Raw genomic sequence first — 25,170 nt, 5'->3', positions numbered from 1 at the left:
GTAGTAGTGTGTGTGTGTGTGTGTGTGTGTGTGTGTGTGTGTGTGTGTGTGTGTGTGTGTGTGTGTGTTAGCAAAGTATTCGGAACGGCCAAGTTTTCTGTATTAAAATAAGTTAAATGTGTGTGGAAAAGGAAGTCAAAAACCACCTCCCTTGCGCCGGAGGTGGTAGAGGATATGTCGAAGGCGTTGTGCATGGTGCGGTCGTTGTTTTGTTCGATATGTGGACAAAGATACGCATTTTTTATAAGTCGCAAGTAAAAAGAGATATTTTTTTTGATCTTTTTTATTCGTTGCGTATCCTTTTCATGTCTCTCCGGCCTGTACCGTTGCATAAGCTTGTTCCTTATGCCTCTATTGGGATGCATTCGCTCCCAAGGCAGCCGTAACTAAGTTATCAGTTCCCCACTATTCGCGATAATCTCAGATCCATCACGTCGCATTTCCCTCCGGTCCAAGGATTATTATTGTATTCGATGGAATTTGTGACGCCGTATTTTAATGTTCCGTCCTTCTCCACCTCGAAGACGGCGTATACATAATCCCATTTCTGATCGTCGGCGATTCGTTGTACTTCTTTCCATCCGGTTTCGTTTCTGGTATTTTGGAAGTAGGGTAGCGTCGCGGCTTTCGTCCAGTTTAATTGAAAGAAATTGCTTTGCGTATAAATGGGAATGTCGATCGAAACCTTATCTGTGTTCACTGCGTAAATAGCGTTGCCTTGTCCGTCGGCGTAAACGATCGCTTCGATGCGATATTTCCCTTTTCGTACGTTCGTCGTTTTCTCCAATTGGTATTTGAAAGCATGGCGATTACCACTTCTGCCTTTCAGCACGAGGCATTCTGCGTTTTTATTGATGCGAGGATCGATTCCCCATCCGTTGATGTGGTTGTTCCCATTTTCGTAGGTGATTACATTCCAACCGTTATCGTCCAAATAATTCCAACTGCTTCCGCTCATGTAGATGCCGTCTCTGGTATTTTCCACCCTATCTGTTTGCATTCTTTCCGTTCTGAAGTCTCGATTGATGCGTGTGACATTCGTTGTCGCAAGCACGACACAGGCGATAGAAACGGCCAATGCCATCAACCAGATGAACAGGATACCGATTTTATTGCCGACCGGCATGGAGGGCGACTCCGGTTTTTTTACCATCAGGCGTATGACCAGAACGAGAGGAATAGCGAGGAACAAGATCGTGGCAATGGCAAATATCCCTAACATCCACGTTGGGAATGATTCTATAAACGTCGCGAATTCCGGATCGATCACCGCAATGCTTGTCAAGAATCCCATTCCGAATATCATGGCGAACAAGGCCACGACGGCGGCGACCAAGACGCCGATCAGGGCGCTTCCGAACACGATGACAAAGAATAACCCGATGCAGAAGAGCATGATTTTGACGAAGGTGGCGAAACAGCCGCGGGCTTTGTTTTGATTTTCGGGATTGGTGACATAGTTCTTCGTCTTGTTTATCCCTCGCATGATCTCTTCGTTGATGCTCTTGGGATTTACCGGTTTGCCTCTCATTTGAAGGCGTTCTTCGGCAGTATTTGCTTCGGGAATCAAGGCCCAGCAAACTATATATACGACAGCGAAACCCAAGTAAGAGAACAGGCAAAGCAGGACAAAGACGATTCTCCACGGCAACGGGTCGTTCGAACCGAAGTAATGGCAGATGCCGGATATGACACCGCCTAAGAGCTTGTCTTCTGGATCTCGATACAGTCGACGAACAGGTTTTTCTTCCGTGGCGGCGGAAGCTTTTGAAGTCGTTTCGCCTTCGTTTTCATTACCTTCTTCCATCTCTTGAGGGTCGCCTATGCGGTGTATGATTTCCTCTACTTGTTCGATGGTGATGGCTTCGATGCCTTGATTGCGTAGCTCGGCGAAAAGTTCGGCGATGCGGTGTTCCACATCGTCGGCTATTTCCTCGCCGCCTTCTTTGTGACTGTAATAGCTTCGCATATTGGCTTCGTACTTCTGAAGTAATTCATACGCGTCTTCGTCGATAGCATAGAGCGTACCGAACAGGTTGATCGTTATATTCTTTTTCATTGTGGTTGGCATTAAAAGTTATACATTTTTATTAGATGATTCTTGAGTCGCTTTCAGTAAGTCGACGGTTCTGACCAAACCGTTCCAGGCATCGTCCATATCTTTCAAAGCTTCGATACCTTCGGTAGTCAGCGCATAGTATTTGCGCGGAGGTCCCTGGGTCGATTCGCGCCATTCGTACGTTAATAAACCGTCTTTCTTCAGGCGGGATAGAAGGGGGTAAAGCGTACCTTCGACAACAATCAATGCTGCTTCTTTCAATTGAGCGATGATGTCTGTGGCATAGGACGCTTCACGATGTAAAAGAAGCATGACACAATATTCAAGCATTCCTTTTCGCATCTGTGATTTTGCATTTTCTGTATTCATATTGCTTCGTATTTAATATAACAAGGGAACTTTGTTCCTTACACATCCTTGCGTTGCAAAGATATGAATAATAAATAATACCTTGCAATACATAGTACTATAGATAATGGAAATATTAATCTTATTTAACGAATGGGTGACGGAGCAGAATGATCGGGTTTGTCATGAAGGGGGATAAGGCGACGAATAAAAGGTATTTATGGCAGTCTATGGTCGGATTACCGGGAGGGGGGACAGGTGCGAATACCCCCTGCCTCGGCTTGGGTGGAGCGATTTACAGTGGTCTGATTGAGGAGGTTGTTCCGGGCGTAACTCGGAGTCAGTCGCTTTCTTCCTTGTTGAAATCGAATTCAAAGTCGAAATTATCTTCCGTGTTGAATTGCGGAGCGGTGAATTCGTCCAATTTCCGTCTATCTCGTTTCGTCGGTCGTCCTGTACCTCTGGCACGATCTGCAAATCCACTGATACGGTTCATTTCCAACAATTCGTATTGGTCGGGAGTCGTCACATTCTCCATTGCGTGAGGAACCAACTTTGCGCCGACACGGTGCTCGATGGCTTGTAACACTTTGAAGGAGTAGGTGATCGGCGGTTTACGGACTTGCACGATATCTCCGACCTTGACCGTTCTCGAAGCTTTCACCGGCATTCCGTTCATGCTGATGCGGCCCTTTTTACACGCTTCGGCAGCAACGGTTCTGGTTTTGAATATTCGTGTTGCCCACATCCATTTATCTATTCTCGCCTCTACCGCCATATTATTGATTATTGAATTGGTTCATAGTTATGTTTATACCGGCGAGGACGAAACTTCGTATGATCTCGCATGCTTTTTCTATGCGTGCATCCATCGTTTTTGAATTGTCTTCCGTGAAGTGACCTAACACGTAATCTATTTGTCGACCGCGAGGAAAATCGTTCCCTATTCCGAAACGCAAGCGGGCATAATTTTGAGTACCTAAATTCTCTGCGATATTTTTCAGTCCGTTATGACCGGCATCGCTGCCTTTCGGCTTTAATCGAAGCATGCCGAAGGAAAGGGATAAATCGTCTACTAAAATCAGTATGTTTTCTACTGGGATATTTTCCTTTTGCATCCAGTAATGTACGGCTAATCCGCTGAGATTCATGAAAGTTGACGGCTTTAGTAGAACCAATTGTCGCCCGCGAAGTGACATTCTTCCGACGAATCCGTATCTCCGGTCTTCGAAAATGCAATTGGACGCCTTGGCAAAGGCGTCCAATATGCGAAATCCGATGTTATGCCTGGTTTCTTGGTATTCGTCGCCAATATTTCCCAGTCCTACGATCAAATATTTCATTGAAAGGATTGATTAAGCTTTGTCGTCGGCAGGAGCGGCAGCCTCCTCTGTTTCGGCAGCAGCCGTTTCAGTCGTCTCGACGGAGGTACGTGTGGCCTTCACGGAACATACGACAGATTGCTTCGGATTTATTAATTCCAAACCTTCGAAGTTTAAATCGCCCACTTTGATCGATTTGCCTAATTTCAAATTGGTGACATCGATTTTTATATGTTCGGGAATAGCCGTGTATAGCGCTTTGACTGTTAATTTGCGCATTTGCTGATTCAGTTTTCCACCGGCCTGAACGCCCACAGCCAAGCCTTCGAGAACGACGGGGACATTCATCTTAATGGGTTTCTGTTCGTCGATATGGAGAAAGTCCACGTGTAAGATCTTGTCGGTTAACGGGTGAAACTGTACTTCCTGTAAAATAGCGTTCTTTACTTCCCCGTCGATGTTCAAATCGATAGCGTAAATATGCGGCGTATAGATCAGTTTGCGCAAATCCTTCGCAGCCACTTGGAAATGAGTTACTATCGTTTCGCCTTTATCATTTTTGGGAGCGCCATAGACGATGCAAGGGACGATATCTTGCTTGCGTAACTCTTTGGTTGCTTTCTTCCCGACGTTCTTCCGAACGGTACCTTTGATTTCAATCGATTTCATGTTAAAAATTTTTCAGTGTTACTCTAAATTAAGTTTATAATTGCTTAATTCGCCATCACACTATGCGAATATGCACGGCGAGTTAAAAAGCGATGCAAAGGTAGAATATATTTTTCAATGGGCAAAGTAAAAAGGTTAATTATTAATATTCGCCTTTTTATGCGATGAGAAGTCGTTTAAAATTCGATGTTTATTTTATCGATTATCAGATCGTCTTTGAAGTCGTCTTCCGGTATTTCGTTCGCCGCGACCTTCGCGACAGTCGATTTTTCTTCCGTTTCCTCCTCTTCCTTTTCGTCGGGATAATGAACTACAGGTCCCTGCTCGTCGATGATGTATTGAATGGCCTGGTGTAAGCCTTTAGTGAATTTATCGAAGTCTTCCTTATAAAGGAAAATCTTATGCTTTTCGAAATTGACCTGAGCGTTGTCACCTTCACCCGAAATAATCTTTTTACTTTCCGTAATAGCTAAGAACATTTCATGCTTCCGGTTTCTCTTTACGTCTAAATAATAGATTCTTTTTCCCGCTTTTATCGCTTTAGAAAAAAATATTTCTTTGTCTGTATCCAGCAAACTTTTCTTATTATTCTCCATCATTGAAAAACCCTGTTATAAATCGGGTTCAAATTTGGATATTTTTTTTTAATACACAAAAGAAAATATAGTATAATCTCGGACTAAAAATGTTTTTTTATACTTCGCGTAGTTTTTTCAATGAAAAAAACGTTTTTCTTTTGTGTTTAATCCGGCAAAATGCGTAATTTTGTCGCTCCATAATCAACGATTAATGTGAATGTATGATTAACAGAGTTCTTATCCGTATTAAAATAGTTCAGATAATTTATGCCTATTACCAGAATGGCGGTAAAAATTTGGAAACAGCAGAAAAAGAGTTGTTCTTCAGTATCTCCAAAGCTTTTGACTTATATAACTATTTGTTATTATTAATGATCGAGCTTACCAACTATGCAGGGAACAAGATTAGTAAGGCAAAACGGAAATTAGTTCCGACAGCTGCGGATTTAAATCCTAACACCAAATTTATAGATAACCATTTCATTGCTCAATTGGAAAAGAATGAACAACTGATGAATTTTAAAGAAAACCAGAAGAGAACCTGGGATAATGAACCTGATTTCGTTAAGAATCTGTGCGAAAAGATAATGGACTCGGAGGTATTCAACTCTTATATGGCCAGCGAAACGTCGTCGTATGCGGAAGACCGGGAGCTCTGGCGTAAAATCTATAAGACGATGATCATGAACAACGAAGAGCTGGATGGGCTCCTGGAAGACCAAAGTCTATATTGGAACGGGGATAAGGACATTGTGGATACCTTCGTTTTGAAGACCATCAAGTTCTTTGATGAAAAGAATGCCGATAAACAGCAGCTTCTTCCGGAATTCAAGGATGCGGAAGACAAGGATTTCGCCAGCTCGTTATTCCGTCGTTCTATTCTGAATGGGGACTATTACCGTCATTTGATTAGCGAAGGTACGCGAAATTGGGAACTGAAGCGCATCGCTTTGTTCGATACGCTGATCATGCAAGTGGCGTTAGCGGAGATTCTCACATTTCCTAATATTCCTGTGAACGTTTCGTTGAATGAATATGTAGACATTGCGAAAGCATACAGTACTCCCAAAAGCGGCGGCTTCATCAACGGTACTTTAGACGGTATCGTCAAACAGTTGCGTGCTCAGCGGAAACTGCTCAAACAGTAATGTAAAGTATAAACCTCTTAATTTATAGCGTATGAATTTGTTAGTCGTATTTTTGCAAGCTGCAGGTGGCGGAATGGATATGTCGTTTCTGATTATGATAGTAGCGCTCTTCGCTATCATGTATTTTTTTATGATCCGTCCGCAGAATAAGAAACAGAAAGAGATTGCCAATTTTCGTAAGAATCTGGAAATCGGTCAGGAAGTGATTACTGCCGGAGGCGTTTACGGAAAGATTAGAGAATTGAGCGACAACTATGTGATTCTTGAAATAGCTTCTGCTGTTCGTATTAAAATTGACCGTAATTCCATTTACGCCAATGCGCCTTCAGCCCATGGTCAACAAGGCGTAAAATAGGCCGTCATGATGTTCGATAAGGAGATATTACGCGAACATTATACGAGAACGATACGGAAGATCAGAAGCATCCTGTTGAGTAAATCGACGAAGGAGTTTCTGATTTTTTTGTTTTTTGTCTTTATCGCTTTCTGCTTCTGGCTTCTTCAGGTGCTGAACGACGAGTATGAGAGCGATTTTTCTATTAAGTTGAACTTGAAAAATGTTCCCGATAATGTCGTTCTGACCTCCGAGCTGCCCGAGAACGTGAAGGTACGGCTCAAGGACAGAGGTACCGTGTTGGTTAATTATTGGTTAGGGCGTTCGATGATTCCGGTGTCGTTGGATTTTAACGACTATGCTGAGGCAGGACCGGAAGTGATGATTCCGAAGGCCACCATGATGCAGAAGATCAAGAGTCAATTGAACCAATCCACGGAACTGGTTTCGTTAAAGCCCGATTCCCTGTTCTTCATCTATACGAGAGGGGAAGGAAAGAAAGTACCGGTCCGCCTGCAAGGAAATATAGTCGTCGATCCGAAATATTACATCTCCGAAATCCTATATACACCTGATTCAGTCATGGTATATGCGCCTGCCGAAATATTAGACACGATCCGGGCTGCCTATTCCATGCCGACCAGATTCGAACAGCTTTCGGATACGACTACCGAGCGGGTTCCGCTACAAAAGGTGAGAGGAGCCAAATTCATTCCGGATTATAATGATATTACATTAATGGTGGATATCTATTCCGAGAAAACATTGGAAGTACCTGTACACGGCATCAATTTTCCTCCCGATAAAGTATTGCGTACCTTCCCTTCGAAGGTGAAAGTTACTTTCCAAGTCGGTTTGACACATTTTAAGCGTGTAACGGCAGATGATTTCTTCATTGCGGTTTCTTATGAAGAATTGCTGAATAATAAGGGATCCAAGTGCACGCCGCATTTGAAGGCCATGCCGAAAACGATCAATCATCCCCGCATATCGCCGACGGAAGTCGATTATATCATCGAGCGACAGCCGACTACGGACGAAGAATAAAAGTATGTAATTCCTTTCTCATGATTAAAATTGCTATTACCGGAGGAATAGGCAGCGGGAAGTCACATGTCGCCAAACTGTTGAATATACCTGTCTATAATGCGGACGACGAAGCTAAACGTCTGATGCAGACGGATGAGGGGATCCGTGCCGATTTGTTGCTTTTATTGGGAGATAAAGCCTATTGCGCGGATGGCACGTTGAATAAACCTTTCTTGGCGGCTTATCTGTTCGCTTCTCCTCCTCATGCCGCACGGATCAACGAGATTGTCCATCCCCGTGTCCGACAGGATTTTAATCGTTGGGTAGCAGAGCAGGAAAGAGCAGGAGAGGAAATGGTCGGATTGGAATCGGCTATCCTTTTCGAAGCGCAGTTTGAAGATACCGTCGACGCCGTCGTCATGGTTTATGCCCCTCCGGCATTGAGGATGAAACGGGCTATGCAACGCGATCGGGCTACGGAAGAACAAATTCGGGAAAGGATGGATCGGCAAATGAGCGATGAGGAAAAGTGTCGGAGAGCGGATTACGTGATCAGGAACGACGATTCGGAACCTTTGCCCTCTCAATTGAAGAAGATGATCGACGAATTGACGATTCGATTTAGAAAGCGAGGCTAAAATTTGTACAACTCGTTGCCGGATTGTACTTTTGTTTCCCGAATGACAAATTAAAGAAAGAACACCATGTTGAAGACTATTTTATCCATTTCCGGAAAGCCGGGGTTATACAAACTGATTTCTTCGGCTAAGAACATGCTGATTGTAGAAACCTTGGATGCGGCCAAGAAAAGAATGCCCGCCTATGCCCGCGACCGCATCATTTCATTGGGCGATATAGCCATGTTTACTGATGCCGACGATGTGCCTCTGTCCGAAATTTTAGAATCGGTAAAGGCGAAGGAAAATGGCGGGATTTGTTCGCTTGATGTGAAGAAAGCTTCTTCTCGTGACCTGTTCGATTACTTCGCGCAAATCCTGCCGAATTATGATCGGGATCGGGTACATGCCGGCGACATCAAAAAGATGCTTGGTTGGTATAATATCCTTATTAATAACGGCATCACGGCGTTTAGGGAGGCAGAGGAAAAGAAAGAGAAATAATTTTTGTTTCATGACGGCAGGGGCATCCGCCGTAAGCGGGAAAAGGTATCTCCGGCAGTTATTCCAGCCTGTCGCAAAGTTCGGAAATCAATGATTTTTCGAACTTTTGGCTGCTTGGATATCCGAAATCATTGATTTTCCGTCCTTACGGCTACCGATTCCTGCGTGCGAGGGGATTGCCTGCTTTGACTTTTATGTTCGTTGCGAATCAGTTTCGAAAAGTCAAACCGTTTTCATCGGCATCGACCAGGATGGCCTTCGCCTTGTCCACTTCACCGTTCAGCATTTTCTTGGCTAAGTCGTTCAGCAGATAACGCTGGACAGCCCGCTTAACCGGACGGGCGCCGAACTCGGGATCGTACCCGACCGTCGCCAGAAAGTCGACGGCTTTATCCGACATCGTTAACGTCACCCCGTTCGCATTCAACATCTTTTGGATGCCGCGAATTTGCAGTTTGACGATCTCTTGGATCTGCACCTTATTCAAAGGCAAGAACATAATGGTCTCGTCGATGCGATTCAAGAATTCCGGTCGAATCGTTTTCTTCAACATATTTATCACTTCCGTTTTGGTCTCTTCGATAATCCGGTCTCTGTTCTGAGCGTTTATCTTCTCGAACTGGTTCTGGATGTATGAGCTGCCTAAGTTCGAAGTCATGATGATCAGGGTGTTCTTGAAGTTTACCGTGCGTCCTTTGCTATCGGTTAAGCGTCCATCGTCCAATACCTGCAAGAGGATATTGAACACATCCGGATGCGCCTTTTCTATTTCATCGAATAAGACGACGGAATAAGGCTTGTGGCGGACGGCTTCGGTCAACTGACCGCCCTCTTCGTAACCGACGTATCCGGGGGGCGCTCCGATCAATCGAGAGACGCTGAACTTTTCCTGGTATTCGCTCATGTCGATTCGAGTCATCATTTTCTCGTTGTCGAACAAGTAATCGGCCAGCGCTTTAGCCAGTTCCGTTTTGCCTACGCCGGTCGTGCCCAAGAAGATGAACGATCCGATTGGGCGGTTCGGATCCTGCAATCCGGCACGACTTCTTCGGACGGCATCGCTTACGGCCTTTATGGCTTCGTCCTGACCGATGACGCGCTTGTGCAATTCTTCTTCCATGTGCAACAACTTTTCGCGTTCGCTTTGCATCATTTTGGTGACGGGTATACCCGTCCAGCGCGAGACCACTTCAGCGATGTCATCGGCAGTCACTTCCTCTTTGATCATAGCATTGCCGCCTTGCGTTTCCGTGAGCTTTTCCTGAATCTGCCGGATATCGTTTTCCAGGCTTTGCAACTTGCCGTAACGGATCTCCGCTACTTTTCCGTAATTGCCTTCCTGTTCTGCGCGATCGGCTTCGTACTTCAGTTGTTCTATTTGTTTCTTGTCTTCCTGAATCTTGTTGACCAGGTTCTTTTCGGCCTGCCATTTTGCTTTGAGGGAGGTTTCCTGTTCCTGCAAGTCGGAAATCTCTTTATTCAGTTGAGTTAATTGGGGCTCGTCTTTTTCTCGCTTGATGGCTTCCCGCTCGATTTCCAATTGTTTCAATTTGCGCGTGATTTCATCCAATTCTTCCGGGACGGAATCGCGTTCCAATCTCAATTTCGCTGCAGCTTCGTCCATCAAGTCGATCGCTTTGTCGGGCAGGAATCGTTCGGTGATATAGCGGTTGCTCAACTCGACGGCGGCGATGATCGCTTCGTCTTTGATTCGGACTTTATGATGATTTTCGTACCGCTCTTTTAATCCTCGAAGAATGGAGATACTGCTGTCTACGTCCGGTTCATCTACCATAACGGTCTGGAAACGGCGTTCCAAAGCTTTATCTTTTTCGAAGTATTTCTGATATTCGTCGAAGGTGGTCGCACCGATGCAACGGATCTCTCCGCGAGCCAAGGCCGGTTTTAAAATATTGGCAGCGTCCATAGCACCTTCGCTTTGACCGGCGCCGACTAAGGTATGGATTTCGTCGATGAACAGGATGATGTGCCCTTCCGAAGCTTTCACCTCATTGATGACGGATTTCAGACGTTCCTCGAATTCTCCTTTATATTTTGCACCGGCGATCAGGGCCCCCATATCCAATGAATAGACCGTTTTGTCTTTCAGATTTTCGGGAACATCGCCGCGAACGACTCGATGGGCCAAACCTTCGACGATAGCTGTCTTCCCGGTGCCGGGAGCGCCCAACAAGATCGGATTGTTTTTCGAGCGTCGACTTAGGATTTGAAGAATGCGTCTGATTTCGTCATCCCGTCCGATGACCGGATCGAGTTTGCCCTCGCGCGCCTGTTCGTTTAAATTGATGGCGTATTTGCTCAGTGCCTGATAGTTGGTTTCAGCCGAGGGGGAAGTCACCTTGTTCCCTTGTCGCAATTCCTGAATGGCGGCGCGAAGTTCTCTTTCGGTCATGCCCGCATCTTTCAAAATCTTCGAGGCCGTACTGTCTACGGTGAGCAAAGCCAGGATGATGGATTCGACGGAGACGAACTGATCGCCCGATTCCGAAGCATAGTGATTCGCTTTTTGCAAGACTTCGTTGCTGGTGCGGCTTAAATAAGGTTCTCCGCCGGATACTTGAGGAAGAGATGCTATTTGCCTGTCGAGTACCGCTTCGATTGATTGGGCGCGCATACCCAACTTTTGAAAAATGAAGTTGGTCACATGCTCGCTCACTTTCAGCACACCGGCCAAAAGATGTTCCGGTTCGATCTGCTGCTGTCCTTTGCGTTGTACGAGGTTCACAGCTTCCTGAACGGCTTCTTGCGATTTGATGGTAAAATTATCGAAATTCATATCGTTTTGTTTTATGATTATCGTATATGGTACTTAATCCGTCCGACTCTTGGAGAATCGATGTGGATATCGGGTTTCGCACAAAGTGTGTTCCGCTTCGGTTTAATGCCGGAAGAATTGAACAAAACGGATAATTTGACATGAAAAGTGTTATTATGGCATATCGTTGCCGCTCGTCGGGCGAAGGAGGATAACGGCGAGATAGAGGGAGGGATGGAGTGTTAAAATAATAAAACATACGACTTTTAAGGTAATAAACCGCTATCTTCAAGAGTCTGCTTATCAGAGATGGAACAAAACGAATTCGAAATATTGGTCCGACAGATTCGTCCGCAGGTCTTGCACGAAGCGATTCGTTATACCAAAAACAGTGCCGACGCCGAAGATATCGCTCAGGATGTCATGCTCAAACTGTGGTGCCTACGCGATAAACTGTCCGAATATCGGTCTGTGGAAGCGTTGGCTGTGGTGATGGCGAAGCATTTATCGTTGAACCGTTTGCGTTCCGCTTTCAGAATGGTCAGTGAAGAGGAAGGAGAGGAGCCGAGCGATTCCGTTACTCCGGAAGAGCTTTTCGTTGATAAGGAAGAAGACGAACAGGTGAAAAAGTTGATTGCCACCTTACCCGGTATACAGCAAGCTACCTTGCGGATGAAACACGTGGACGGAATGGAGATTGCAGAGATCGCACTCGTTATCGGGTGTACCGAAAATGCGGTAAGGGCTAATCTTTCCCGAGCCAGGAAAAAGATTATGAGTTATTTTATTAAATAAAGGAGAGAATATGATTGACGGACGGAATGCAAGAGAATGGATCGAACGGTTTCTGAATGGAGAAACGTCGAATATCGAAGAAAAAGAACTCTACCGTTTCTTTTCCAGCGAGGATGTGCCTCACTCGTTGAAGAAATATCGATCTATGTTCGAATGGTATGCAAACGGCATGAAAGATGAATTGCCTCGACCGAAAACTCATCTGCTTCGGACGGCGTGGGGGAGGGTCGGTATCGCCGCTGTCGTTACCCTGGCTATGGGAGTGGGATGGACCGCGTATCGTTATTTCGATCATAAAAAATACGAGTATTTGGAAGGAAGTTATATCATCCGCAACGGGAAAAAGATCACCGACATCAAAACCATTCTGCCTGAACTGAAGCGAGTGAATGAGTTCGCCATCCAACAGGAAAAAGAGATGGACAAATTAATTCGGTTCGATGCCGATAAATACATGGAAGAATTGGAAAAAGAACCTCAGCTAAAAGCGGAGGATTTGCCTGTTATTTAAATTTGCATAAAAGAGAAGAATATGAGAACCAAGAAGTTTTTAATCGTTGGGATCGCAGCATCGGTCATGAGCTTATGCGGTGCGATGAAGGCTGTCGCTCAGGAAAATATCGAAAAGGTGTTGAAAGAGTTGGAGAACAAAGGAGTTGAAGTGAATTCGTTGATTAAGCGCAATTCGAAAAAGCAGATATACTTCTCCTCGAGATCCCTGAGTTTCATCAGCAAGGAAGGGAATTATGCCCGTCAGTTGGAGAATGCTTTTGAAAAAGACGGAGAGAATGCCTCTTCCGTTAGTAAATCGAAAGCAAAATCGAATGCTACGGTGACTTTGATCTTTAGAGGCGAAAAGAGTAAAGCCATTTACTGCCTTGTCGTTTCGGGAAAAAAAGAAGAACCGAATGTGACGGTGAGCGTTAGTTATCGCGACCGATCCGTCGAAGCGGATAAAGGTGAGTGGAACATAGAGATTTTCGATACGAACGGAGCTTCGCTAAATGAGCGTCTGGAAGAATTGAGAACCTATGATTGGAAAGGGATGGTCGACGATTGGAAAGATGCTGTCAAGGTAAAAAAACAAGCCTATCTCCTCCGCACGAAGCGTATCTGACATCACACACTTTTTATAAATAATGCTCTCTATGTGATGAGGGGCGGTCTGACAAGTGCAGGCGGCCCTTCTTTCGTCCGTTTTTCGACGTCCCTTAAGCTCACAAGGCCGCTTTGTACGTCAAAATACCCCGTCGTATTTATTTCCGTCTATTTTTGACAGTTCCTTGTTTATTCCGTATTTTTGCATCAAATGCCAGGAATGAAATCGGAAATGCAATTTGAAGAGACGGTCATCCTCTTGGATGCCGCCTACATAGATAAGGTTACCGGCCACTTGATCGACCATTTTTCGAAGCTGCTCGACAGGGTATTGCCTCGAGCGGAATGGGCCTTATTCCTCGAAACGCTGGCGTTGGACGCCGGGCTTCGTCCCGAGGAGGGCAAGGAGACTTCCGAGCGGATCATCCAATGTGTAATCGTCTACGATGACTGGTCGGCCGAATTAAACCATATCGTACCGCAGGACGTGGCCGGATCGTTGGATAACATCGCTTTTCGGAGCAGGCTCGGCGAGTTCGTGCTCAACTCGTTCAATCCTTCCGGCATGGCCGACAGGGAGGAGTTCTTCTTGGAATCCTTGAAGCTGATCGCAGGCGCTCAAGAAGTGAAACGATTATTGGTTGCGGGCGACGAACAAGCTTGCGGCCACCAGATTTACGAGATCTTGCAAGGCGCGCAGGGGAAAGACCGAATAACCGTGTTCGGCATGAATCCGCCACCCCCACAGCAGGCGACGGATTGGGAGACACTCGGTTTTGCCGTGTTAAGAGCGTTAAGAATAAGAAGTGAAGAATTGTAGAATAAGCGCAACGAGTATCGGTAGATTTTTCGTATATTTGTCCGGCTTTCATCCTATGAAGTTAATCGAATGACGTTCGTTTTCAGATATATGGTGGCATCGCTTGGGGCTTGTTTCTTTCTCGGCACGCTTCATGCTCAGGAAGAAACCCTCGAATTCGTTTCCCCTTTTGACTTTCCCTTAAAACTGAGCGCCAACTTCGGTGAGTTACGGACAGGACATTTGCACGGAGGATTGGATATCAAGACGGAGGGAACGGTGGGGAAGCCCGTGCGGTGCATTGCCGACGGCTATGTCAGTCGGGCTACGGTGTCCAACGGCGGTTTCGGGCAGGCGATTTACGTCACTCATCCCAACGGGATGACCTCCGTCTACGGGCATATCCTCGGTTTTGCTCCGGCGGTGGCGAAGATCGTCGAGGAATATCAGTACGAACATGAGACTTACGAGGCGGATTTGCGCTTCGAACCTCGCCGGATCAACTGTAAAGTGGGCGATATCATTGCTTTCAGCGGTAACGAAGGATTTTCGTTCGGGCCCCATCTGCATCTCGAATTGCATACCGAAGAGGGAGAACTGGTGGATCCCATGCCTTATTATCGGAATAAAATTACAGATACTGCGCCCCCGAAAGCGATCCGCATCAAAGTCTATCCGCAACGGGGCGAAGGAGTGGTGAACGGCTCGCAACAAGAGTGGTCTGTCCCGTTGGAAGAGTTGAACCGGCCGATTGAAGCGTGGGGAAAGATCGCGCTGGGGGTGAGCGCGAACGATTATATGGATGGAACGACCAATCATTACGGCGTGAAGCAGATCACCCTCAGCATGGATACGACGGAGATATTCAAGAGCCTCGTCGAATCGTTTAGACATTTGGATAACCGCTTTATCAACGCGTGGACCGACTTTACGGAGCAGGAGGAACATAACCGCTGGGTCATGCGTTCGCATATCCTGCCGGGCAATCGATTGGGATTGTTGAGGGCCAAAGACAGGGGGATCGTGGATATTCGGGAAGAGCGCGACTACCTTTTCACCTATTTCTTGGAAGATGGACATGGGAATACCGCCGTCTGCCGCTTTACGATCCGGGGCGTTCCGCAGCAAATCGTACCGTACCGGCCTGAGGCAGCGCATTATCTCGTTTGGGATCGTCCTAACTTCGTTCAGGAACCGGGAATGGAATTGTTGATCCCGCGCGGAATGCTTTCCGAAGATGTCGCATTGAACAGTCGGGTATTGAAAGATTCGGCGGCGATCAGTTTTACTTATCAATTGAATGACAAGGTCGTCCCGCTGAACGGAGACTGCAGGCTGAGGATCGGTATACGGCGTTTGCCTGTCGCCGATACGGCCAAGTATTATATTGCCCGGAAGCATAAGGGACGAATCACGTCGGCGGGAGGTATTTATGAAAACGGTTGGATAACCGCAAATATCAGAGAATTAGGAACATATACTGCGGCCATAGATACGGTAGGGCCGAAGATAACGCCTCAGAATCGGAAGAGTTGGGCGACGGGGAATATTCGTTTCCATGTAGGGGATGCTGGCGTCGGCGTGAAGTCGTACCGGGTTACCGTCGACGGGAGGTTTGAAGTATTCGGGTATAATGCCAAAAACGGCGTCCTGTTCATGAAATATCCGAGTCGTTTGAGGAAAGGAATACCTCATCAACTGACCGTTATCGCCATCGATCATAGTGGGAACGAAACCAGACAAACCTATGGATTCTGAACAGAAAAGAGTAATAAAATAACAAATAAATAGTATAATATGAAAAGTAAATCGATTCTTGGTATGGCTTTGATATGGGCTGCCGCTTACCCGGCCCATGCATGTACCAACTTTATTGTCGGGAAGTCGGCCTCTGCCGACGGATCGGTCATCGTGTCCTATTCGGCCGATTCGTACGGGAACTTCGGTACGCTGTATCATTTCGCTGCCGGGCAGCATGACAAGGACGCCATGCGCGATATTTACGAATGGGACACGGGCAAATACTTGGGAAAGATAAAAGAAGCCGCCCAGACGTACAACGTCATCGGCAATATGAACGAATTTCAAGTGACGATAGGGGAGACCACCTGGGGCGGTCGTCAGGAACTGGCCGATCCGCAAGGCGTCATGGATTACGGGAGTTTGATTTACGTGACCTTGCAGCGTGCGCACAATGCGAAAGAAGCCATTAAAATCATGACCGATTTAGTGAAAGAATACGGATATCATAGCGAAGGAGAATCGTTCTCTATTGCTGACCCTGACGAAGCTTGGATTTTGGAGATGATCGGAAAAGGCCCCGGTTCGAGAGGAGCTGTCTGGGTAGCTGTCCGTATTCCTGACGATTGTGTCGCGGCTCATGCTAACCAAAGTCGTATTCATAAGTTCGATATGGACGATAAGGAGAATTGCCTGTATTCGCCGGACGTTATTTCTTTCGCCCGTGAAAAAGGATATTTCGACGGCTTGAATAAAGACTTCAGCTTTGCGGACGCATATAACCCTTTGGATTGGGGAGGATTGCGGTATTGCGAGGCTCGGGTATGGAGTTTTTACAACATGTTCAATCGATCTATCGGCGAGAAATACCTTCCTTACATTCAGGGAGAAAGTGCTGAACCGCTGCCCCTTTATATTCATGCGGAGAAGAAACTTTCCGTTCGAGACATTCAACATGCCATGCGCGATCACTACGAAGGCACGCCCCTTGATTTTACGCAGGATGTAGCGGCCGGCCCGTATCACATGCCTTACCGCCTGTCGCCGTTGACTTTTAAAGTGGATGATCAGGACTATTTCAATGAACGCCCGATTTCTACCCAACAGCCAGCGTGGACATTCGTCGCCCAGATGCGCGCCAACCTCCCGGATGCTATCGGTGGCGTACTGTGGTTCGGCAACGACGATGCGAACATGATTGCCTATACCCCCGTTTATTGTTGTACAACCCGAGCTCCCGAATGTTATGCGGGGAAAAATGCCGATTGCGTAACCTTCTCGTTCGATAACGCTTTTTGGGTATGCAATTGGGTGGCCGACATGATCATCCCGCGCTACGATTTGATGATCGGCGATTTGCGCAAAGTGCAGAATAAGCTCGAAGACGCTTTCTTCGACCAACAGCCGGGCATCGAAACCGCAGCGAAGGAAATGTACGATAAAGACCCTGCGCAGGCGAAGGCTTTCTTGACCGATTATACCAACATGGCCGCCCAGAACATGATGAAAGAATGGAATGAGTTGGCTAAATATTTGATCGTAAAATATAACGACGGAGCAGTGAAAAAGACGAATCCGGACGGCAGTCTGCTCCGTCCTGAACAGGGTAGTTCGGCACCGCTGACGCGACCGGGATATCCCGACGATTTTAAGCGTAAACTCATTCGCGAAACGGGAGACCGCTTCAAAGTAAGAGAAATAAAAAAAGAAGATTAAACTTTAAATATCAGTGAAAATGGAAGATAAGGAAGAATTGATTAAAAAGGTCACAGCGAAAGCTCAAACATGGCTTTCGGATGCATATGATGCCGATACGCAAGCTGAAGTCAGGAAAATGTTGGAGGATCCTGATAAAACGAACTTGATAGAAGCGTTCTATAAGGATTTGGAATTCGGGACGGGAGGCCTACGCGGCATGATGGGAGCCGGCTCCAACCGAATGAATATCTATACGGTCGGCGCTGCCACGCAGGGTTTTGCCAACTATCTCCTGAAGAATTTTAAGGATCGCGAGCAAATCAGCGTGGCTGTCGGTTACGACTGCCGGAACAACAGTCCGCTGTTTGCGCAGACTGTCGCCGATGTATTCACGGCTAACGGGATTAAGGTGTATCGCTTCGACGAAATGCGTCCCACTCCGGAGTTGTCGTTTGCTATCCGCTATCTGCACTGTCAGGCCGGCGTAAATATCACGGCGAGTCATAATCCCCGAGAATACAATGGGTACAAAGCTTATTGGGAAGACGGGGCTCAGGTGCTTGCCCCGCATGATGCCGGCATTATTGCTGAAGTCGGAAAGGTGAAAGTAGAAGACATCCGATTTGAAGGCAACCGGGAGTTGGTGACGGTGATCGGGAAGGATATCGACGATGTTTATTTAGAGCAAGTACGCAGTATTTCCATTGATCCGGAAGCGATCGAACGCCAGAAAAACTTGAGTATCGTCTATACCCCCTTGCATGGAACGGGGATGATGCTGATACCTCAATCGCTAAAACGATGGGGCTTCGAAAATGTACATTGCGTGCCCGAACAGATGGTCAAAGACGGCAATTTCCCGACCGTGGTCAGCCCGAATCCTGAAAATGCAGAGGCATTGACGTTAGCCATTGACTTGGCAAAGAAGATCGATGCCGATATTGTCATGGCTTCCGATCCGGATGCCGACCGTGTCGGTATGGCTTGTAAGAATAACAAGGGAGAGTGGGTGCTGATTAACGGTAATCAGACTTGTTTGATCTTCCTGTATTACATCATCGCCAACCGGGTAAAGTTAGGGAAGATGAAGGGCGACGAGTTCATTGTCAAGACCATCGTTACCACCGAAACCATTCGTCAGATAGCCGATAGGTATCATATCGAACTGCGCGATTGTTATACCGGCTTCAAATGGATTGCCCGTGAAATTCGCCTTTTCGAGGGGAAGAAACAGTATATCGGCGGCGGCGAAGAGAGTTACGGCTTCATGGCTGCCGATTTCGTGCGCGATAAAGACGCTGTCTCGGCCTGTTCGTTGTTGGCAGAGATTTGCGCGTGGGCGAAGGACAACGGAAAGACGCTGTTCGACGTGTTGATGGGAATCTATGAAGAGTATGGATTCTCGAAAGAATATACGGTCAACGTAGTGAAACCGGGAAAAACCGGGGCGGAAGAAATACAGGCGATGATGCACAACTTCCGCGTGCATCCTCCGAAAGAAATAGGGGGCTCGAAGGTGGTGGTAACGAAAGATTATCAGTCGTTGAAGGCCGATGATCACGGGAAAGAAGTCGAATTATCCATGCCCGAAACCTCCAATGTGCTGCAGTGGTTCACCGAAGATCGTACGAAAGTATCCGTCCGTCCGAGCGGTACAGAGCCTAAAATCAAATTCTATATCGAAGTGAAAGGGAAGATGGCGGATGAAAACGAATTCGATGCGGCCGACCAAGCTGCCGACGCGAAGATCGCAGCTGTCCGCAAGTCTTTAAATATTTGACCAGCAGAACAAACATTTTTTTCGTAACAAAAGCGACTTATCGCAGTTGGACTGAGGCTGTGCCATACACTTCATTTTGGCACAGCCTCTTTGCACTTTCGGGCTGCGATATTCGTCGTTTCCAATACTATTTCACCGCTTGTGGCGATGCTTGCAGTGACGGTCGTTCTTTTTCATCAAACGGACGGAATAGAGCCGCAACCACATTAATACGGTAATGGCAAGTAGAATCGAGATAAGGAATTTCATGAGTCGACGGGATGAGTGTTTACCATATGCTTCGCAGTAGGCATAAGGAGGAATGCTTCCTTGGGACGTTCGTTAAAAGCAGGCTGTGGTTCCATCATTATGGGTCTATGCGTGCAAAGATATGGAACTTTGGCGGATATTGCGAATAATATCGTATCGGTTTTTATTCCATCGCTTTTCATTAACCGAACGGCATGATTTTAATCGTATGAACGGAGGTGGGGATTGCTAAATTCTTTTAAAAAATTGAATATGAGTAAGGGTTTTCATACTTTTGCACGTTAAATACACGAACACGGTAAAATATATCAGTGATTATGAACTTTAATGATGCTGTCATAAACCCGCTTCTGAACACGTTGGTGCAACACAAGGAGAAGAGGGCATTTTGTATAGACGATAAATTTTATACTTACGGGGACTTGGCGAAAGCCATCTCTAAGATACGGCATGCTTTGCGTGGCGTAGCAGAAAAAAACATCGCTTTGGCAGTGAATGACGACCTTGAAACGTACGCTTCCATATTCGCCCTATGGCTGGAAGGTAAGAGTTATGTGCCCCTTCATCCCTTGCAGCCGATAAATCGATGTCTCGACATCGTATCCCAAGTGGGAATGAAAACTGTACTCGACTCCGGTGCCGAGACCCGTTATGAAGGGTTGAACGTCGTCATGACACGCCAATTGCCGTTCGAAAAGCCGGTGCTCGAAGCGCCTCTTGCGTGTGCCGAAGGCGATTTGGCGTATGTCTTGTTTACGTCGGGAAGTACCGGGAGACCGAAAGGCGTACGGATTACGCGCGGGAACGTAGCTGCTTTTGTCGAAGCCTTCCAGGAGTTGGGCATCACGATTACGGAGGAGGATCGATGCCTGCAAATGTTCGACCTCACTTTCGACGTGTCCGTTCAGTCGTACCTCATCCCTGCTTTGCAGGGGGCCTGTACCTACACCGTTTCGCCCAAGCAAATAAAGTATCAGGCAGTGTTCAGCCTCTTGGATGAACATAAACTCACCTTTTCGTTCATGGTGCCGTCGGTGATCCACTATCTGTCTCCTTATCTGGACGAGATCCATGTACCCGAGATGCGTTATTCGCTTTTCGCCGGCGAGGGCTTGCCTGTGGAGGATACGGAAAGATGGAGCAAATGCGTGCCGAACGCTGCGATTATGAATGTATACGGGCCTACGGAGGATACGATTTATTGTACCTGTTATAGATACGAACGGGACAAAACGTGCAAGGAGGTCAACGGAATCATGAGCATCGGACGTGCGATGAAAGGCGTCCGCACGATGATCGTAGACGACGCTTGTCGGGCTGTCGGTACGGGAGAGAAAGGCGAGTTATGCCTTGCCGGCGCTCAGCTCACTCCCGGTTATTGGGGAGATGAGGAGCGAAACAAGGAGTCGTTCTTTATCCGGGACGGACTTCGGTATTATAAAACCGGAGATATTTGTGCCATGGACGAAGAAGGGGATATCGCCTATTATGGGCGGAAAGATTCGCAAGTCAAAATTCAGGGTTTCCGTATCGAACTGAGTGAGATAGAATACGTCGCTCGAAAATTTTTCGACGATCGCATCTCCGTAGTCGCTCTGCCAGTCTATGACCAAAACCGTAACTGTACTATCCATCTGGCGGTGGAGAATAAGAAAGAGGGAGAAGTCGAAAGACTTTTGCAATACCTCCGGAAATACCTTCCTGCCTACATGATCCCCCAAGAAGTAAACTTCATCCCGCGGTTTCCGCTGAATATGAACAATAAGATAGATCGCAAGAAAATAGCTGAATTAATATAAAAAATCATGGAGAGAGAAGAAATACTCGCAACGGTAGAAAGCATTTTCGCCAAAGTACTTAAGAAAAACGATTTGAAAATGAATGATGAGACCACGGCCAACGATGTCGACGGGTGGGATTCTATGTCGAATATGATCGTCATAGCGGAAATAGAGAGGCATTTCGGCATTAGGCTCAAGCTCCGCGAGATTATCAAAATGAAGAATGTGGGCGCACTGTGCGATGTGATAAAAGAAAAGACATCACGCTGAAAACATCGAGGCTAAATGGAATTTCTTTCAATCCCTTTTTTCTGCTGTGTCGTAATTACATTCGTGCTCTATTATGCCCGTACGGGCCATCGCTGGCAACATGCGCTGTTGTTGGTCTCGAGTATGGTTTTTGTCGGATATTATGATTTTACGTACCTGCTCTATGCGTTGGGCATCACTTTCTTTACCTTTTATGCGGGCAAGCTCTTGCATAAAAAACGCGGTGCTAAGGCTGCACCCTATCTGTTGGGGGGTGGTATCGCCGTGCTTGCGGGCGTATGGTGGTGCGCGCGTTATTGGTCGCCCCTGTTTCCGTTAGGCATCTCGTTCTACACCTTTCAGGCGCTCTCATACCTTATAGAGATCTATTGGGAGGAAGAGCCGGAAGACGATCCGGTAGACTTTACGCTTTATATGATCCTTTTCATGAAGTTCCTCTCCGGTCCTATCGAACGGGGGTACGATTTATTACCGCAGCTGAAGCAGGCACATCGGTTCGATTATGAAAAGATCGTGTACGGGATGAAACTGATCGCTTGGGGAGTATTTATGAAGATCGTCATCGCCGATCGCATCGCCCCGTCGCTCGACATCGTCTTCGATGCTCCGCGAGACGCTTCGGGCATCCAGTTGCTGCAGGCTACCCTGCTTTATCCTATCCAGCTTTACGCCGATTTTGCAGGATATACGAACATGGCGATAGGTTTTGCCATGCTGTTCGGCTTCCGGCTCTCTCCGAACTTTAATCGTCCTTTCGTAGCCATGTCTACCGGCGAACTGTGGCGCAGGTGGCACATGTCGCTGTCCTTCTGGGTGCGGGATTATGTCTTTATGCCGCTTTCGGCCGTGTTGCGCGGATGGAAACGTTGGGGCGTATATCTTTCTCTGCTCGTTACGTTTGTGATCATCGGCATCTGGCATGGAGCCGGCTGGGCTTTTGTCGTCTACGGGCTTTTTCAGGGAATCGTCATCGTTTATGAAACGGCCGCTTCTGGTCCTCGCGAATATATACGCGCACACACCGCTCGGTGGATATACAAACCGGCGATGATACTGCGTACGTATCTCTTATTTGCCTTATCGTTGCTCTTCTTCCGCGTCAACCAGATTCAGGATACCTTTTATATTTATCGGCATATCTTGGACGGGTTCAATACCGATATCAAAGAAATGCGGCTCGGGTTGAGCGATCACTATTGGATCGTATTCGCCATAGCGGTGATAGTGATGTTCCTCATCGAATATCTCCACTCGAAGCGCGATCTGATAGCATGGACTGCACACCGGCAGATCTGGTTACGATGGATGATCTATGTCTCGATCGTGTTAACGATATTTCTTTTCGGAGCGTTCGGCGTGGAAAATTTTATTTATATTCAATTCTGAGGGTACTATGAGTAAGAGTAAGAACGTCGCCAGACTCTACCTTAAATGTCTGATATTGAGTATTCCTGTGCTCGTGCTCGGGATCGTTTATTTTATAAAAGATCCGTTCATGGTGTTGCGCGACTATGACGATTACGATCGCCCGGAGATATGTCAAAGCGAGGGGACCATTTCGTGGATAAAGTATAAGAAGTATCGCGACAGCCTGCGTTACGACTCGTTCATCATGGGCTCGTCGTGTACGAAAGCGTTCAATACCCGCGATTGGAACAGGTATATCCATGCCCGCCCTTTCCGTATGTTCTGCAACAGCGAGGGGATGGGAGATCTGTATAAGAAATTGGAAGCGTTGGACAGGCAGCCGGGGCAATCCATCAAGAACTTGCTGATCGTATGCGAGCGAGGATTTTTTGTCAAAAGCGATATGCAGAACGGAGTGATGCATGTGATGCCGCCCGAAGTTTCGGGGATGAGCGAAGTCGCCTTTCAATCTACCTTCTTGCAAGGTTTCTTCAACCCTACCTTCCTGTGGAACTATCTCAAATACCAGATTACGCACAAGTACGATAAAGGTATGAATGGGGTTATAAACATCGCCGGGCATATTCACACCCGATATACCAACGATGCGGTATTGAGCGATGAGGAAAAGATCGCGGAGATGGGCGAAAACTATTGGCAGATGGATGGACGAAAAGGCATGGCGGCAGAGAAAGACAAACGGACGGAGAGTCCCCGCGTCATCTTCAAGTCGCAGATCGTTACGCTCAATAAGATAAAAGCGGTATGCGAGCGTCATCGTACGAATGTGAAAATAGTCATAGGGCCGGTATTGGAGGGAAGACTCATCCATCCTGCCGACGTGGCGGTTCTGAGAGAACTGTTCGGAAGCGAGAACGTACTCAACGCTTCCGATGCCGAACACCGACATTTGATCGACTATCACAACTTCTACGATAAAGAACATTATCGCATTCAGGTAGGGCGCGAGCTCCTGGAAGAGCTTTACAGACAGAAATCCGTACAGAAATATAGTAAAACGTCAGAGTGATGAAGTATCTCTTTTCATGGTTCCTATTTCTTTTCACCGGGTTATCCGGCGGAGCGCAGCAACCCGTCGAATTGGTAAGGGCACTGCCTCAGCAGGCTTTCCCCCAGACGGTCAAAGCCGGAAATTATAGCGGAATAACGCATATCCGAGGTAACCGGTACGCCGTAGTCAACGATAAGAGTCCGAAAGCCGGATTTTATTTTTGCTATATCGACATCGACGCTGTCTCCGGATCGATCCGGAAGGTGAGCATGGATTCGTTACGGACTTGCGGCCTGCCTAATCGTGACGAAGAAGGAGTGGCTTATTTCCCGAAACGGAATACGCTCTTTGTGGCCGGCGAGGAGGATAAGAAAATAGTAGAGTATAACCTGGACGGAACGCTCACGGGAAGAGCGTTGAATACGCCGGCGATTTTCCGGACAGCCCGGAGGAACTTAAGCTATGAGGCGCTGACTTACAATGCGCGCACGCACCGCTTCTGGACTTCGTCGGAAGGGCCGCTGCCGATGGACGGCGAGGTAGCCACTTCTCTGCGGAGAACGAGAAACCGTATCCGTTTGCAAAGCTTTGACGACGATCTGCAACCGGCCGAACAATTCGCTTACCGAATGGATATCCCCGTAGCAAAGGATTCGGCGATAAACTCCCAGACGGGAGTCAGTGCGATGATCGCCCTCGATGACGGACGGCTGATCGTTTTGGAGCGCGAACTCTTCTTTGTCAAGGGATACTTCGGCAGTTGGTTCAACGAGAAGCTGTACGTAGTCGACCCTCGGGAAGGAAAACAAGTGGACAGCTCGGAACCGCTCACCGATGCTTCCCCTTTCTTGAAAAAACGATTGCTTTACGAGTGGCGGACCGGCATCTCACTGCTTTCGCACGACTTGGCGAATTACGAAGGCATGTGTTTGGGCCCGAAACTTGCCGACGGCAGCCGGACGATTATTCTGATAGCCGATTCGCAAGACCAATACATGGGTTTGTTGAACGACTGGTTCAAAGTGTTGATCGTCCGGCTTTAGAAAAGTCGGTTCTATCCCGACTGCAGGCATTGCGAGCAGGCCGCCTTCTTCGGCTGCGCAGCACGACGCATCGCGGGCAGGTCACCTTCTTCAGCTGCGCAGCACGACGCATAG

General features: G+C 47.2%; 24 protein-coding genes. 17 read left to right on the top strand and 7 right to left on the bottom strand.

Annotation, left to right across the window (positions count from 1 at the left end):
* Positions 1-394: 394 nt before the first annotated feature.
* From BN102_RS10555 to BN102_RS06035, 6 genes are all read right to left on the bottom strand, one after another.
* A complete protein-coding gene (locus tag BN102_RS10555; RefSeq protein ID WP_019208218.1) occupies positions 395-2,059 on the bottom strand; it encodes a PspC domain-containing protein in 1,665 nt (554 codons plus the stop codon).
* Positions 2,060-2,077: 18 nt separating this feature from the next.
* Complete coding sequence (locus tag BN102_RS06055; protein ID WP_019208217.1) at positions 2,078-2,428, bottom strand: PadR family transcriptional regulator; 351 nt, start codon at positions 2,426-2,428, stop codon at positions 2,078-2,080.
* Positions 2,429-2,747: 319 nt separating this feature from the next.
* On the bottom strand, positions 2,748-3,185 hold the full coding sequence (locus tag BN102_RS06050; protein WP_019208216.1) for an RNA-binding S4 domain-containing protein: 438 nt from the start codon (positions 3,183-3,185) through the stop codon (positions 2,748-2,750).
* Between the two features lies 1 nt (position 3,186).
* A complete protein-coding gene (gene pth, locus BN102_RS06045; RefSeq protein ID WP_019208215.1) occupies positions 3,187-3,750 on the bottom strand; it encodes an aminoacyl-tRNA hydrolase in 564 nt (187 codons plus the stop codon).
* A 12-nt stretch (positions 3,751-3,762) separates the two neighbouring features.
* Positions 3,763-4,398: a 50S ribosomal protein L25/general stress protein Ctc gene (locus tag BN102_RS06040; protein WP_019208214.1), complete on the bottom strand. Its 636-nt coding sequence runs from the start codon at positions 4,396-4,398 to the stop codon at positions 3,763-3,765.
* A gap of 176 nt (positions 4,399-4,574) precedes the next feature.
* Positions 4,575-4,997: a DUF3276 family protein gene (locus tag BN102_RS06035; RefSeq protein WP_019208213.1), complete on the bottom strand. Its 423-nt coding sequence runs from the start codon at positions 4,995-4,997 to the stop codon at positions 4,575-4,577.
* Positions 4,998-5,197: 200 nt separating this feature from the next.
* Between BN102_RS06035 and nusB the strand changes: the two genes are divergently transcribed.
* The 5 genes from nusB (at position 5,198) to BN102_RS06010 (ending at position 8,608) form a co-directional block, all read left to right on the top strand.
* A complete protein-coding gene (gene nusB / locus BN102_RS06030; RefSeq protein ID WP_019208212.1) occupies positions 5,198-6,124 on the top strand; it encodes a transcription antitermination factor NusB in 927 nt (308 codons plus the stop codon).
* Positions 6,125-6,155: 31 nt separating this feature from the next.
* The gene (gene yajC, locus BN102_RS06025; protein WP_019208211.1) at positions 6,156-6,479 is read left to right on the top strand and encodes a preprotein translocase subunit YajC; all 324 of its coding nucleotides are present in this window, start codon (positions 6,156-6,158) and stop codon (positions 6,477-6,479) included.
* Between the two features lie 9 nt (positions 6,480-6,488).
* Entirely contained in the window at positions 6,489-7,505 is a 1,017-nt protein-coding gene (locus BN102_RS06020) for a CdaR family protein (protein ID WP_035456155.1), read from the top strand.
* 20 nt (positions 7,506-7,525) lie between these two features.
* A complete protein-coding gene (gene coaE, locus BN102_RS06015) occupies positions 7,526-8,125 on the top strand; it encodes a dephospho-CoA kinase (protein ID WP_019208209.1) in 600 nt (199 codons plus the stop codon).
* A 66-nt stretch (positions 8,126-8,191) separates the two neighbouring features.
* Entirely contained in the window at positions 8,192-8,608 is a 417-nt protein-coding gene (locus BN102_RS06010) for a DUF5606 family protein (protein ID WP_019208208.1), read from the top strand.
* 208 nt (positions 8,609-8,816) lie between these two features.
* Here the strand turns inward: BN102_RS06010 and clpB are convergent, their stop codons facing one another.
* Complete coding sequence (gene clpB, locus BN102_RS06005) at positions 8,817-11,405, bottom strand: ATP-dependent chaperone ClpB (protein ID WP_019208207.1); 2,589 nt, start codon at positions 11,403-11,405, stop codon at positions 8,817-8,819.
* A 288-nt stretch (positions 11,406-11,693) separates the two neighbouring features.
* Between clpB and BN102_RS06000 the strand changes: the two genes are divergently transcribed.
* From BN102_RS06000 to BN102_RS05945, 12 genes are all read left to right on the top strand, one after another.
* The gene (locus BN102_RS06000; protein WP_019208206.1) at positions 11,694-12,179 is read left to right on the top strand and encodes a GFO_1088 family ECF-type sigma factor; all 486 of its coding nucleotides are present in this window, start codon (positions 11,694-11,696) and stop codon (positions 12,177-12,179) included.
* A 10-nt stretch (positions 12,180-12,189) separates the two neighbouring features.
* Entirely contained in the window at positions 12,190-12,690 is a 501-nt protein-coding gene (locus tag BN102_RS10550) for a PG0215 family putative anti-sigma factor (RefSeq protein WP_019208205.1), read from the top strand.
* A 21-nt stretch (positions 12,691-12,711) separates the two neighbouring features.
* A complete protein-coding gene (locus BN102_RS05990; RefSeq protein ID WP_019208204.1) occupies positions 12,712-13,296 on the top strand; it encodes a DUF5024 domain-containing protein in 585 nt (194 codons plus the stop codon).
* A 201-nt stretch (positions 13,297-13,497) separates the two neighbouring features.
* Positions 13,498-14,097 (top strand): DUF6621 family protein, encoded by a 600-nt coding sequence (locus BN102_RS05985; RefSeq protein WP_019208203.1) that lies wholly within the window; start codon positions 13,498-13,500, stop codon positions 14,095-14,097.
* Between the two features lie 69 nt (positions 14,098-14,166).
* Complete coding sequence (locus tag BN102_RS05980; RefSeq protein WP_019208202.1) at positions 14,167-15,834, top strand: M23 family metallopeptidase; 1,668 nt, start codon at positions 14,167-14,169, stop codon at positions 15,832-15,834.
* 39 nt (positions 15,835-15,873) lie between these two features.
* Positions 15,874-17,532 carry a C69 family dipeptidase gene (locus BN102_RS05975; RefSeq protein ID WP_035456123.1) on the top strand — a complete coding sequence of 553 codons (1,659 nt, stop codon included), beginning with the start codon at positions 15,874-15,876 and terminating at the stop codon, positions 17,530-17,532.
* A 19-nt stretch (positions 17,533-17,551) separates the two neighbouring features.
* Positions 17,552-19,294 carry a phospho-sugar mutase gene (locus BN102_RS05970; protein WP_019208200.1) on the top strand — a complete coding sequence of 581 codons (1,743 nt, stop codon included), beginning with the start codon at positions 17,552-17,554 and terminating at the stop codon, positions 19,292-19,294.
* Positions 19,295-19,860: 566 nt separating this feature from the next.
* On the top strand, positions 19,861-21,342 hold the full coding sequence (locus BN102_RS05965; protein WP_021311572.1) for an AMP-binding protein: 1,482 nt from the start codon (positions 19,861-19,863) through the stop codon (positions 21,340-21,342).
* 6 nt (positions 21,343-21,348) lie between these two features.
* Positions 21,349-21,594: an acyl carrier protein gene (locus BN102_RS05960; RefSeq protein WP_019208197.1), complete on the top strand. Its 246-nt coding sequence runs from the start codon at positions 21,349-21,351 to the stop codon at positions 21,592-21,594.
* A 15-nt stretch (positions 21,595-21,609) separates the two neighbouring features.
* Positions 21,610-22,980 (top strand): MBOAT family O-acyltransferase, encoded by a 1,371-nt coding sequence (locus BN102_RS05955; protein WP_036787381.1) that lies wholly within the window; start codon positions 21,610-21,612, stop codon positions 22,978-22,980.
* A gap of 7 nt (positions 22,981-22,987) precedes the next feature.
* Positions 22,988-24,031 carry a hypothetical protein gene (locus BN102_RS05950; protein WP_019208195.1) on the top strand — a complete coding sequence of 348 codons (1,044 nt, stop codon included), beginning with the start codon at positions 22,988-22,990 and terminating at the stop codon, positions 24,029-24,031.
* Positions 24,031-25,056 carry an esterase-like activity of phytase family protein gene (locus BN102_RS05945; protein WP_019208194.1) on the top strand — a complete coding sequence of 342 codons (1,026 nt, stop codon included), beginning with the start codon at positions 24,031-24,033 and terminating at the stop codon, positions 25,054-25,056. The genes BN102_RS05950 and BN102_RS05945 overlap by 1 nt, the downstream gene beginning before the upstream one ends.
* Positions 25,057-25,170 lie beyond the last annotated feature (114 nt).

The sequence above is a fragment of the Phocaeicola abscessus CCUG 55929 genome (assembly GCF_000312445.1).
GTDB classification, from domain to species: domain Bacteria; phylum Bacteroidota; class Bacteroidia; order Bacteroidales; family Bacteroidaceae; genus Phocaeicola; species Phocaeicola abscessus.
The sequence above is the reverse complement of the archived record's forward strand: the minus strand, read 5'-3'. Positions and strand labels throughout refer to the sequence as shown.

Excerpts from the sequence above, each read along its gene's own strand:
- BN102_RS10555 (WP_019208218.1), bottom strand. The coding sequence starts at position 2,059 with ATGAAAAAGAATATAACGATCAACCTGTTCGGTACGCTCTATGCTATC.
- BN102_RS06055 (WP_019208217.1), bottom strand. The coding sequence starts at position 2,428 with ATGAATACAGAAAATGCAAAATCACAGATGCGAAAAGGAATGCTTGAA.
- BN102_RS06050 (WP_019208216.1), bottom strand. The coding sequence starts at position 3,185 with ATGGCGGTAGAGGCGAGAATAGATAAATGGATGTGGGCAACACGAATA.
- pth (WP_019208215.1), bottom strand. The coding sequence starts at position 3,750 with ATGAAATATTTGATCGTAGGACTGGGAAATATTGGCGACGAATACCAA.
- BN102_RS06040 (WP_019208214.1), bottom strand. The coding sequence starts at position 4,398 with ATGAAATCGATTGAAATCAAAGGTACCGTTCGGAAGAACGTCGGGAAG.
- BN102_RS06035 (WP_019208213.1), bottom strand. The coding sequence starts at position 4,997 with ATGATGGAGAATAATAAGAAAAGTTTGCTGGATACAGACAAAGAAATA.
- nusB (WP_019208212.1), top strand. The coding sequence starts at position 5,198 with ATGATTAACAGAGTTCTTATCCGTATTAAAATAGTTCAGATAATTTAT.
- yajC (WP_019208211.1), top strand. The coding sequence starts at position 6,156 with ATGAATTTGTTAGTCGTATTTTTGCAAGCTGCAGGTGGCGGAATGGAT.
- BN102_RS06020 (WP_035456155.1), top strand. The coding sequence starts at position 6,489 with ATGTTCGATAAGGAGATATTACGCGAACATTATACGAGAACGATACGG.
- coaE (WP_019208209.1), top strand. The coding sequence starts at position 7,526 with ATGATTAAAATTGCTATTACCGGAGGAATAGGCAGCGGGAAGTCACAT.
- BN102_RS06010 (WP_019208208.1), top strand. The coding sequence starts at position 8,192 with ATGTTGAAGACTATTTTATCCATTTCCGGAAAGCCGGGGTTATACAAA.
- clpB (WP_019208207.1), bottom strand. The coding sequence starts at position 11,405 with ATGAATTTCGATAATTTTACCATCAAATCGCAAGAAGCCGTTCAGGAA.
- BN102_RS06000 (WP_019208206.1), top strand. The coding sequence starts at position 11,694 with ATGGAACAAAACGAATTCGAAATATTGGTCCGACAGATTCGTCCGCAG.
- BN102_RS10550 (WP_019208205.1), top strand. The coding sequence starts at position 12,190 with ATGATTGACGGACGGAATGCAAGAGAATGGATCGAACGGTTTCTGAAT.
- BN102_RS05990 (WP_019208204.1), top strand. The coding sequence starts at position 12,712 with ATGAGAACCAAGAAGTTTTTAATCGTTGGGATCGCAGCATCGGTCATG.
- BN102_RS05985 (WP_019208203.1), top strand. The coding sequence starts at position 13,498 with ATGAAATCGGAAATGCAATTTGAAGAGACGGTCATCCTCTTGGATGCC.
- BN102_RS05980 (WP_019208202.1), top strand. The coding sequence starts at position 14,167 with ATGACGTTCGTTTTCAGATATATGGTGGCATCGCTTGGGGCTTGTTTC.
- BN102_RS05975 (WP_035456123.1), top strand. The coding sequence starts at position 15,874 with ATGAAAAGTAAATCGATTCTTGGTATGGCTTTGATATGGGCTGCCGCT.
- BN102_RS05970 (WP_019208200.1), top strand. The coding sequence starts at position 17,552 with ATGGAAGATAAGGAAGAATTGATTAAAAAGGTCACAGCGAAAGCTCAA.
- BN102_RS05965 (WP_021311572.1), top strand. The coding sequence starts at position 19,861 with ATGAACTTTAATGATGCTGTCATAAACCCGCTTCTGAACACGTTGGTG.
- BN102_RS05960 (WP_019208197.1), top strand. The coding sequence starts at position 21,349 with ATGGAGAGAGAAGAAATACTCGCAACGGTAGAAAGCATTTTCGCCAAA.
- BN102_RS05955 (WP_036787381.1), top strand. The coding sequence starts at position 21,610 with ATGGAATTTCTTTCAATCCCTTTTTTCTGCTGTGTCGTAATTACATTC.
- BN102_RS05950 (WP_019208195.1), top strand. The coding sequence starts at position 22,988 with ATGAGTAAGAGTAAGAACGTCGCCAGACTCTACCTTAAATGTCTGATA.
- BN102_RS05945 (WP_019208194.1), top strand. The coding sequence starts at position 24,031 with ATGAAGTATCTCTTTTCATGGTTCCTATTTCTTTTCACCGGGTTATCC.